Annotated in this window: 12 protein-coding genes; 9 read left to right on the top strand and 3 right to left on the bottom strand. The window is 51.9% G+C overall.

Translation table 11 applies throughout. From position 1 onward, the window contains the following. Window positions 1-352 precede the first annotated feature (352 nt). From CEE36_11175 to CEE36_11135, 9 genes are all read left to right on the top strand, one after another. On the top strand, window positions 353-787 hold the full coding sequence (locus tag CEE36_11175; GenBank protein TKJ37300.1) for a hypothetical protein: 435 nt from the start codon (window positions 353-355) through the stop codon (window positions 785-787). 184 nt (window positions 788-971) lie between these two features. Next, window positions 972-1,862: a hypothetical protein gene (locus tag CEE36_11170; GenBank protein ID TKJ37299.1), complete on the top strand. Its 891-nt coding sequence runs from the start codon at window positions 972-974 to the stop codon at window positions 1,860-1,862. Between the two features lie 232 nt (window positions 1,863-2,094). Beyond that, complete coding sequence (locus CEE36_11165) at window positions 2,095-3,534, top strand: hypothetical protein (GenBank protein ID TKJ37298.1); 1,440 nt, start codon at window positions 2,095-2,097, stop codon at window positions 3,532-3,534. Between the two features lie 48 nt (window positions 3,535-3,582). Then, window positions 3,583-3,864: an NrdH-redoxin gene (locus CEE36_11160; protein ID TKJ37297.1), complete on the top strand. Its 282-nt coding sequence runs from the start codon at window positions 3,583-3,585 to the stop codon at window positions 3,862-3,864. Next, on the top strand, window positions 3,861-4,376 hold the full coding sequence (locus CEE36_11155; protein ID TKJ37296.1) for a ferredoxin:glutaredoxin reductase: 516 nt from the start codon (window positions 3,861-3,863) through the stop codon (window positions 4,374-4,376). The genes CEE36_11160 and CEE36_11155 overlap by 4 nt, the downstream gene beginning before the upstream one ends. A gap of 177 nt (window positions 4,377-4,553) precedes the next feature. After that, on the top strand, window positions 4,554-4,928 hold the full coding sequence (locus CEE36_11150; GenBank protein ID TKJ37295.1) for a reactive intermediate/imine deaminase: 375 nt from the start codon (window positions 4,554-4,556) through the stop codon (window positions 4,926-4,928). Window positions 4,929-4,952: 24 nt separating this feature from the next. Then, the gene (locus CEE36_11145) at window positions 4,953-5,930 is read left to right on the top strand and encodes a hypothetical protein (protein ID TKJ37294.1); all 978 of its coding nucleotides are present in this window, start codon (window positions 4,953-4,955) and stop codon (window positions 5,928-5,930) included. Beyond that, window positions 5,923-7,200, top strand: coding sequence for a hypothetical protein (locus CEE36_11140; protein TKJ37293.1), 1,278 nt, complete (start codon window positions 5,923-5,925; stop codon window positions 7,198-7,200). Before CEE36_11145 ends, CEE36_11140 begins: the two co-directional genes overlap by 8 nt. Then, window positions 7,193-7,648 carry a hydrogenase 3 maturation endopeptidase HyCI gene (locus CEE36_11135; GenBank protein ID TKJ37292.1) on the top strand — a complete coding sequence of 152 codons (456 nt, stop codon included), beginning with the start codon at window positions 7,193-7,195 and terminating at the stop codon, window positions 7,646-7,648. The genes CEE36_11140 and CEE36_11135 overlap by 8 nt, the downstream gene beginning before the upstream one ends. A gap of 3 nt (window positions 7,649-7,651) precedes the next feature. Here CEE36_11135 and CEE36_11130 read toward each other — a convergent pair whose 3' ends face one another. The 3 genes from CEE36_11130 to CEE36_11120 form a co-directional block, all read right to left on the bottom strand. After that, a complete protein-coding gene (locus CEE36_11130) occupies window positions 7,652-9,172 on the bottom strand; it encodes a hypothetical protein (protein TKJ37291.1) in 1,521 nt (506 codons plus the stop codon). Then, window positions 9,169-10,080, bottom strand: a complete 912-nt coding sequence (locus CEE36_11125; GenBank protein ID TKJ37290.1) for a hypothetical protein — start codon at window positions 10,078-10,080, stop codon at window positions 9,169-9,171. Before CEE36_11125 ends, CEE36_11130 begins: the two co-directional genes overlap by 4 nt. 139 nt (window positions 10,081-10,219) lie before the next feature. Further along, the coding region (locus CEE36_11120; GenBank protein TKJ37289.1) for a hypothetical protein at window positions 10,220-10,436 on the bottom strand (217 nt) is incomplete at its 5' end.

Genomic DNA, 10,436 nt, shown 5'->3' with positions numbered 1-10,436 from the left:
GGGTGATTTAATTACCCCCTCCTTTATCCTCCCCCGTCAAGGGGGAGGTAGTAATGGAAGAAGGGGCTGTCGCCCCTTCTTAATCCGCGAAATCTGCGTTCCGAAGGAGAACGACTGCAAGGAGTTCTACCGAAGGGAAACGAGTGAAACGAGGTTCAATCTGCAGATTTTAAATGCTTCCTTCGAATTACTTAGCAACCGTTTCAGAGTCGGCCTGGCTTGACAATTAATCGCCAAGGAGTATTGTTAATAGGAACCTCGTAAGTTTCAAATTCATGGAGATTAACTATGAAGCAGGATTTCGAGCAGGAAGGCACAAATCCCAGCTTTTCGGGTTTGCAATGGAGGAGAGATGAGTGCTAGAATGATTTGTGAGTATTGCCGTTCAGAGCTTCCCCCTGATGCAACCTACTGTCCTTACTGTGGTGCAGAGGTGCCTGAGACCGTAACACCCCCACCCGTACCCGTAACACCCACACCCGTAACACCCACCACTTTACCTCAAGCAACTCAGCAAGAGATAGTACCAGCACCTGCAGTCGGGGCAGGGTTAACCTCTCAAACACTTTCGATTACAGCGTTCGTTCTGGCGCTCGTCGGACTCGCGGTTATTATCACCTTTATCCCTGCCCTTATCGTTGGGATCATAGCGCTCAAGAAAGAGCCTAAGGGCAAGGTTTTCGCCTGGATAGCGATTGGGATCTCCGGGGGGATAATGCTGATCGTTGTCGTTCTGGCAATTACCACCCTGATCCAGATCATTGCAGCGCCCAAACCCTGGTATTAACCGGGATGGTAACTCTTCTTTTGGGTGTCTTTTGGATATCTTTTGGGTATCTTTTGGGTGTGTTTTGGGTATGTTTTGGGGGTGTCTTTTGGAGGTGTTTTGGGGGTGTTACGGGGGTGTTACGGGGGTGTTACGGGGTGTTACGGGGTGTTACGGGTGAGCTTTTGGTTCCAGGAGGTAAGAAGTGGCAGTCGTAGATAGAATAAAGTTTGATGCCCCGTCTGAGGAAATACTCGTATGGAGGTATCCAGGTGAACAGCTCAGACTGGGCTCCCAGCTTGTTGTAGACCAGAGCCAGGAGGCGGTGTTTGTCAAGAGGGGAGAGGCCCTTGACGTGTTCGGTCCGGGCACCCACACCCTTTCCACAGGCAACCTGCCTCTGCTTCACCGGCTGGTTAACCTGCCTTTCGGCGGCGATACCCCTTTTACAGCCGAGGTCTGGTTTGTCAACAAGACGGTAAAGCGTGGCCTTAAATGGGGAACCAAGGCCGCCATACCCATCATTGATTCGGTCTACAACTACCCTGTCAATGTCAGGGCCTATGGACGTTGGGGTCTGCGAATTACCGATTCACGCAGCTTCGTTACTCAGATAGTCGGGACACTCAAGATGACTGATACAGACCGGATAGAGGAACATTTTATCAGTGAGATAGACCGGAAGTTTTCCGATGCGATGGCTGAGTTCTTTGAGAGTCAGAAGACTTCCGTTTTCCAGGCCAACGCCCAGCTGAACGAGCTTTCTACCTTTACCGGCAGCGCTATATCCCGCGAGTTTGGCCGCTACGGGGTCGAGATAGTTAACTTCAACATCGAGCGCATCTCCATCCCCAAGGAGGAGATGGATAAGTTCCAGGAAGTCCTGGGCCAGCGCATGGAGAGCGATCAGGTCGGGCAGAACCCTCCTCAGATCTCTCCTCAGCGGCCTTCAGGGGAACGACCCAAGCCTGAGACTGGAGACGAAACCGATGCCCTGGTTGCCAGGCTCAAAACGCTCAAGAAGATGCTTGAGGATGATTTGATCACCAACGAGGAGTACGAGGCGAAGAAGAAAGAGATACTTGAAAGATTCTAACGGGAGGATTAGATGGAGCCCGCGAAGAGGCAGCGCAGAGGTATAGTCACGCTCATCGGCTTCTTGAGCGCTCGCCCCAGCTACGAGAAGTTAAGACTTTCAAAGGAGCTTGAAGAGCTTGACGACTGGCTCGCCCGCATAGGTTGACTCTCATTTTTCCCTGCGATCCTTTGCCCGGAGGGCAAAGGGAGCATTAACTTGACAGAGCGACCGTCAACGGTAGGATTGTGATATGAGTCCCTTTTGGACTAATGTTTCTATCATTGCTTCTATCTGTGGGATTATAGGATTCCTGGTGTGGCTTGCAAATAGACAGCTTGCCTTTACCAAATGGCTTGAGAACCGGCGGCGGTTGCGGAAGAAGAAGCACACGCAGGAGCAATCCGTCTATCTCAACGGACTTATCAAACTCCTTCCCAGACAAAAGACCCTTATCCTTAACGAAGCCCTTCGAGCAAGGGAGAAATACAAGCATGATGAGGCAATAACCAACTTCAAAATTCTTCTTAGCCAGGCCTCCAATGACAGCGAGCGCTGCGCGCTCTTAAACCTGATTGGTTTGAGCCAGAGAAGGAGCGGGGCCACCCGCGAGGCTAAACAGACCTTCCTTGAGATGATTCGCATCGCCGAGAAGGCTGGCATCGAAGAAGCGCTGGCCGACGCCTACGGCAACATCGGCGTTGTCTATCACACCCTGGGCAAGCCTCGTAAGGCGCTGGAGTATCACGAACGTTCCTTAAAGATGGCGGAAAAGATCGGCAACCTTGAAATCCAGGCCAACAACCTCGGCGACATCGGCAATGTCTACCAAACCATGGACGAGCCTGGCAAGGCGCTGGAGTATTACGAGAAGTCGTTGAAGTTGGCAGAAAAGATCGGTAGCCTTGAAATTCAGGCCAATCAACTCGGCAACATCGGCATTGTCTACCGCACCCTGGGTGAGCCAGAGAAGGCGCTTGAGTATCACCAGAAGGCGCTGAAGATAGACGAAAAGATGGGTAATCTAGAAGGCCAGGCCCAAGACCTCGGCAGCATCGGGAATGTCTACTTCACCTTGGGCGAGCCGCAGAAGGCGCTTGAGTACCATAAGAAGGCGCTGAAGATCGCAGAAAAGACCGGCAACCTTGAGATTCAGGCCAGTATCCTCGGTAACATCGGTAATGTTTGTCTAAATCAAGGAGAGCCAAAGAAGGCGCTTAAATTTTATGAAAGCTCCTCAAAAATAGCAGAACAGATCGGAAGCCTTGAAGTTCAAGCCAACCAACTAAGCGGTATTGGTCTTGTCTATGGCGCTTTGGGTAACCCACAGAAAGCGCTTGAGTTCTTCGGGCGTTCCTTGAAGCTCGCAGAACAAATCGGGAATCCAGAAATTCAAGCCAACCAACTTGGCAACATCGGCAATATCTACTTAACCTTGGGCGAACCTCGAAAGGCGCTGGAGTATTACCAGCGGGCGCTAGAGATCGCGGAAAAGATCGGCAACCTTGAGGTTCAGGCTATTGTCTTCGGTAACATCGGCAATACCTATTTAGGCTTGGGACAGTTCAAGGAAGCCCTTTCATATTATCAACGTGCCCGTGAGATATTTGTAAAGATCGGAGCGAAGCACCTTGTGGAGAAGACCGACCACAACATTGCCCGTGTAAAAAAAGCGTTGGGGGAGGGTGGTTGACACATGCAGGGTTTTTCCTATAGTGTTCAGTAAAAACAGGAGCTATACATGGAGATGACGCACGTGGAGGGGAAAAACAAGGGTAAGGTGATTCTTTACGCTTTAAGCACCTGCGTTTGGTGCAAGAAGACCAAGCGGCTTCTTAACAGCCTGGGCGTTGAATACTCCTACATTGACGTTGACCTCCTCTCCGGCGAGGATAAGGAGCAGGTTCTTGACGAGGTCCGCAAGCACAATCCGGCCTGCACCTTCCCGACCATAGTGATCAACGACGGCGAGCGCTGCATTAAAAGCTTCAAAGAGGATGAGATCAAAGAGGCACTGGGCTGATGTCGCAGGAGATCGAGGTAACCCAGGAAGCGGTAGATAAGCTCTACGAGCGGTTGAATAAAGAGGCCGAGGCCGCAGGCTATCACCTGAACCCGGATGTAGAGTTCACAAAGGAACTCGTGCGCAGCCTTCTTATCAACGAGCGGCGCTACGGCTACTGGTCATGCCCGTGCCGATTGTCGACCGGAGTCAAGGAAGAAGACCTTGATATCATCTGCCCATGCGACTACCGCGACGCGGATTTGCTTGAGTACGACGCCTGCTACTGCGCTCTTTATGTGTCCGATAAGGTGATAAAGGGTGAGAAAGAACCGAAGCCTATCCCCGAGCGTAGACCTACACGCGAGCAGAGGAACCAGTTTAAGGAAAAACAGAAGGGAAAGGTGCCCACAGGCACTTCCAAGCCTGTGTGGCGCTGCCGGGTGTGCGGCTACCTCTGCGCGCGGGATGAACCGCCCGAAGTCTGTCCGATCTGCAAGGCCAAGAAGGACCGCTTCGAGCGGTTTATATAATCCTCCTTTTTGCCGAAGACAAAAAGATCACAATTGGAATGAATACGGCGGCTGCCCTCCCATTGCAATATACCCTTCAATAGCACCCAACCCTGGTAACGAGGTACTGGACAATCTACAAAAGGATGTTGACAGGTGCAAATTCACCTATAAACTTCTCAAAATGAGAGGAGCGTAATGAAAAAGGAGATTCGCACCGATAAGGCGCCGCTTCCGATCGGGCCGTACAGCCAGGCGGTAAAGTGTGGGAACTTCATATTTCTCGCAGGACAGATTGGCATCAACCCTGAAACCGGCGGGTTGGTCGAGGGAACCGAGGCTCAGACCCGACAGGTAATGGAGAATATCAAAGCCGTGCTTGGGCAAGCCGGAGCAACCATGGACGATGTGGTGCGCTGCGACATCCATCTTGTTGACCTTTCCGAGTTCAAGCTGGTAAACGAGATCTACGCGGGCTATTTTTCTGCACCCTACCCGGCGCGCGTAACCGTCGCATCTGCGTCTCTTCCCAAGGGTGCGAGGGTCGAGATAGCGGCAATCGCAACCATCTAACGTTAATGTGCGTCTTTTGAAGTGATGTTTAGCCTGCTCCTTTTCCTTACCACGGCGCTTACCCCCCAGGCTGAGGAGCTGCTTGAGAGGGGTATAGAGGCCTCCCACGTGGAGGATTACGTTAAGGCCCGCATAGCCTATGCAAAGGCCAAGAGGCTTTGCCCAAAAGACCCTGCTCCCTACTTCCTTGATGGCGCCTTAACCTTTATCTACATGGTGGATTTCGTTACCGACTCGCTTGAAGATCAGTTCGATAAAGACATGAACAAGGCCGAGGAACTTGCAAAGGCCGGAGTTGAAACAAACGGTGAGAACGCCCGCGACCTTTTCTTCATTGGTTCGGTGCAGATCTTCCGCATGGTTCGGCACGGGTGGAGGCGTCAGTATCTTAGGGCACTTTCTGCAGGTAGCGCAGCACTTGATCCCCTGCTTAAGGCGGTGGAGCTTGACCCAAATCTCTACGACGCCTACCTTGCCAAGGGTGCTTTTGACTACTTCTCCGGCCGCGTTAACCGCTATATCCCAGGCGTGCCTGCCGAGGCCACGGTTGAGACGGGTATAGATGAGATCCGCATGGTCTATGAGAAGGGCACCTATTTCAAGGCCTCTGCCGGTCAGGCGCTTTCCTGGATGCTCGCCGAGGAGGACCGAACAAAGGAAGCGCTTGAAGTCAGCCGTGAGCTTGTCAATAGCTACCCCGATGCACGCACCTTCCGGTGGGAACTGGGTGAGCTTTATCTCGATCTATGGATGTGGGAAGAGGCCAAGGAACTCTATAAAGAGCTCCTTGCCGATGTTCGACGCGATCAGCCTAAATGCTACACGAATATATACCAGATTAAGCTTCGATTGGCCCAGGTTTACGCGGGTATGGGTGATGATGAGAACGCTCGCCGGTGCTGCCTTGAGGTTATCATCAACAAGGATCGAATAAGGCGTGACCTTGGCTACTCCGATATCGTCAAAGACGCCGAGAAACTTCTGCGTCACCTTGATGGATAAGAATCTCCTTATCATAACCTACTACTTTCCTCCGTTGGGTGGGGTTGGGGTGCAGAGGGTTTCGAAGTTTTGCAGGTATCTGCCTCGCTTCGGCTGGCGCCCTGTGGTCGTTGCTCCGCAGCCCTCGGCGTTCTATGCTGCCGACGAGGAGATGCTTGCTGAGGTTCGCCACGTCTCACTCTATCGCGTTGCAGGTCTTGACAGCTTTAGGATGCGTCAAAAGCTCCTCGGCCCGCTGCGGCCACGAATTGACAGTCCCTTGCGCTGGATTGCCAGGCGCTTTTCATGGCCCGATACCCAGACCGCATACATCCCTGCGGCATTCAGGCTCGCTTATAGGATGAGTGAGAAAACTCACGCGGTCTTCATTACCGCTCCGCCGTACAGTAATCTTCTTCTGGGGCGCCTTCTCAAAAGGGTAGCCAATCTTCCACTCATTGTAGACATGCGCGATCCCTGGGTTGGGCATCCGGAACACGACAAGCCGGGCTGGAAGCGTGCCTTAAACAAGCGGGTTGAGCGCGACGTTCTGGAATACGCCGATGCCATCATCGCGGTTACACGCTCGCATACCGACGATTTGCGTAAGCGCTACCAACACCTTGCCCCACGTATCCACTACATCCCCAACGGGTTCGACGCCGCGGACTTCACCCGTAACACCCGTAACACACCTACCCGTAAGACTCCTAGCACCCGTGAACGAAGGCCCTTAACTGTTTGCTATACCGGTATACTCGGACTGGATCATATCAATCGCGGAACGACGCTGTATGCGGCTATACGCAGGCTTAGGGATGAGGATGGGGTTACACCTGCTCGGTTGCGTGTTGAGATAATGGGGGAGCTAAGCGCGGTTGAAGAGGAGCGAATCCGTCGTAGCGGGGTCTCTACCTTCATTGAAAGACTGGGGCATCTGTCCCACCGCAAGGTGATGCGGCGGTTAGAACGTGCCGATCTCGCCTGGCTTCCCTATCATGCGGAGTATTCGCACCTCATTGTCCCTGCAAAGATCTATGAGTATATCGGTTCGGGCACGCCTGTGCTGGCCGTGGTCAATCCTTCTCACGAGACCGCGGAGCTTATTCGGGAGACCGGCACCGGCGTTGTAGTGCCCGAGGGAGATATTGATGGGGTTATAGACGCCCTGCGTATGCTTCTTGAGGGACGTTTTCCTTACAAACCCAAACCTAGGGTCATAGCCCGGTTCGGGCGATGTCACGAGACCGGTCAGCTTGCCAGGATCATAGATAGGTTGGTGGATGGCTAAGGTGCTGATAGTTGGTGTAGGTAACCGGATGCGTGCCGATGACGCCTTCGGGCCGCTGGCCATTGATAAGTTAAAAGAATCCATGGACTTACCCCAAGACTGGCTGCTTTTGGATGCGGGCGAGGTTCCTGAGAACGCGCTGGGTCTGGTGGATAAAGAGAAACCCGATAGGGTCTTACTCATAGACGCGTGTGACTGGGGCGGCCAGCCGGGCGAGGTCCGATTCTTTTCTGCAGACGAACTCCTCAAACTTCCTATTCGGATACTTTCCACACACGGGGTGCCGCTTTCCTTCTGGGTGAAGATGGCGTTTATTGATCACCCTGACCTCAAGATTGAGATGTTAGGTATCCAGGCGGGTGATTTAACCCTCAATCAGCCGCTTAGCCCTGAGGTTTCCGCCGCGCTGGAAAGAATAGAAGAATTAGTAAGGCAACATCTGATCTGAGATTTACTCCTCAGCCCTCCACACCGTATCCCCGTCCTTGATGAAGTAGAGGAGGCGGTCATCTGCGCTCCAACCCACCCAGCCGTAATCTCTTGATTCGTAGTGGGATTGTTTAACCACTCCGATTCCTTTTAACCGATAGGTTGAGGACCTAGAAGATGAATAGTTGCCTGGATTATACGAGGCTAGATATAAGGTGTCGTTCTTATAGGAAACCTCAAATCCTTCCTCGTAGGAGCCCCTAGGTTCAGGATTAAGGTTAATTTTCTCTTTGTTAAACACAGCGATTACTTCACCGTGGATGTATACGTGCTTCCCCACATCCCAGAAGGTTTCGGATTCATACCCCTCCTGGTTAAACCCTTCAAGATCAAAACTCCACCCGGTTGTAGTAAATACAGAGTCCACTACCCGTACAGTGATGGTTTCATACCACTCGTAACTATCGTAATATTCATAATATACGTTATACCTTTCATACGTCCATTCGTAATTCAGTCCGAATGGGAAGTAGGTTGTGTCAAGATCAAGCTCAGGCAAGGGCTTGTGGAAGGCTAAGTTCCGACTCTCGCTCCATACAAGCTCACCGGCTGTGGATATAGATGCGACTTTCCATGTGTAATCCCCGTTGAAGGATTCGGCAAACAGCTTTTGGTTGAGGGTGTAGTTTGTGTCGGCGACAGTGTCAGAAACAAGGGTATCTGGGAAAGGAGTGGTGGTTCCGTAAAGCACTAACCAGTATGAGGTTGCAAGTGGTTCTGCAAGCCAAATGAAAGTAGGTGGTTCTGATTCAAAACCCTCACCGTCCAGAGGCTGTATCAGTTGAGGACCCTCGGGTAAAGGTTTTTCGATTGAAAATGTACGGAACTCCCACCAGCCAATTTTGTCGTCATGTATTATAGGTGCCACCGCCCACACGTAGTTGCCGTTTACCGCGCCTTCAAACATGTTCTTGGTCATGGTATACGTGGTATCATTCAGGGTATCCTCCACCAAGAGTTCCCCCAGCATGAAGCTATCCCTGACAACTCTCAGGACATATCCATTCGCCCCTTCAAAACTATGCCATAAGAAGACAGGTGGTTGATTGTCGAACACTGATCCATCTTGAGGGGAGATAAGGACAGAGTCAGGCGGCTCGGGTCTGTCGATTTCGAAACTGCGCGAGTCACTCCATTGAGGCCCTTCTCTTTCACAGAGCGAAGCCACCGCCCAGGTGTAGGTGCCACCCCATAGCTGGGCGAAAAGGAGCTCAGAAAGCGTGTAGGTTGTGTCTTGGGTGGTGTCGTTCACGATGGCCTGGTGGGAGGAGTTTTGAGTGATTCGGATGAGGTAGTGCTCTGCGAGTGGTTCCAGATTCCATACGAAGGTAGGAGCCTGGTTAGAAAACTCCGCTCCATCTGTAGGGGAGACCAAGATTGGTGGTTCAGGTAGCTCCACTATCTCTTCCTGGCAGGATATGAAGGCAGTGATTACCAGGAGAGCAGTTGCTAGAAGAACAACCCTTTTCACATTCTTAATCATTCGAACCTCCATACGGTGTCGCCCTTGATGAAGTAAAGCAGTTGGAGGTGATGACCATCCTCATAACTCCCGCCGGTCCAGTACCACTTATGTTGGTGTATCACCCCGATCCCCTTCAGCCTTTGGGTGGAATAGCCGTAGTAGCCATCCATGTCATAGAATTCTTCATTAACAATCCACAAGGTATCGCCCTGATAACTTATTTCCAGATCTATATAGTAGTAATTACCTTCTTGACGGTAATGTGCAGGTTGCGGAATAACATGAATTCTCACCGATTCGTATCCCCAGTATGGTGAGATGCTGTCGTTTACGATACTAATCTGAGAACCCACGTCTGCGAAGCTGCCGCCTTCCAGTTTGAAGTAAAGGTGATTCCCTTCGCTTGAGGATTCTGTGACTCTAATGGTTATGATATCGTAATCGTCTTCGTCACCGTAATGGCTTCGAATGTAGGTATGTCTCTGGTATATCCATTCGTACCCTTCACCCAGCGGGAAGTAGGTGGTATCGAGATACCACACCGGTTCTTCACCAGGGGCTCCCACCAAGAATCGGTAGCGGATTTCGCTCCAGTAGAAATCGCCATCGTCGGGCAATGACGCCACAGCCCAGATGTAGGTTCCGGTATCCGCAATGGCAAAGACAGCCTTGGGCATCACGTAAATGGTATCTTCAACCGCTTCCTCCAGAAATATGTCGTCAGGGAAATATCCCTTGCAGATACGGAGAACATAGCTATCTGCCGCATCTTCCGAACCCCAGATGAAGGTGGGCGGTTCATCGGTAAAAAATGCTCCGTCTTCGGGAGAGATCAAGGTTGGCGCCTGGGGGAGTTCCCTCTGGCATCCCCATAAGGCTATAAGCATCACCCCAAGAATAAGGAGCATCTTCCATTGTTTCTTCATACACAACCTCCTAAAAGAGTGTAGGCTTTTTTGGAACCTTGTCAAGGGGTGGGTGTGTTACGGTGTTACGGGGGGCGGGAGTCCCGAGAAGGAGGAGCCTGGGAGACCCGGGACTTCCCGCCATCCGACCCCGTTTCACCTACCTTATAATCACCACTCGACCGCTCGCGGTATGTGCAGGCGTGACGAAGTAATAGAAGTAGACACCGGCAGCCACCGCTGACGCGTCCCAGGTAAGCATGCGAGTGCCATCGAGCGTGCCTTCAAAGACCGTCTCAACCAGTTTGCCGGCAACATCGTAGATCTTTAGTGAGGCATGAGTGCCAGGTGCGCTTACGCTGAAGACCACGGAGCCC

The sequence above is a fragment of the candidate division TA06 bacterium B3_TA06 genome (assembly GCA_005223075.1).
Classification (GTDB): Bacteria; Hydrothermota; Tepidihabitantia; order B3-TA06; family B3-TA06; genus B3-TA06.
This window is presented reverse-complemented; position numbering and strand designations above follow the sequence as displayed.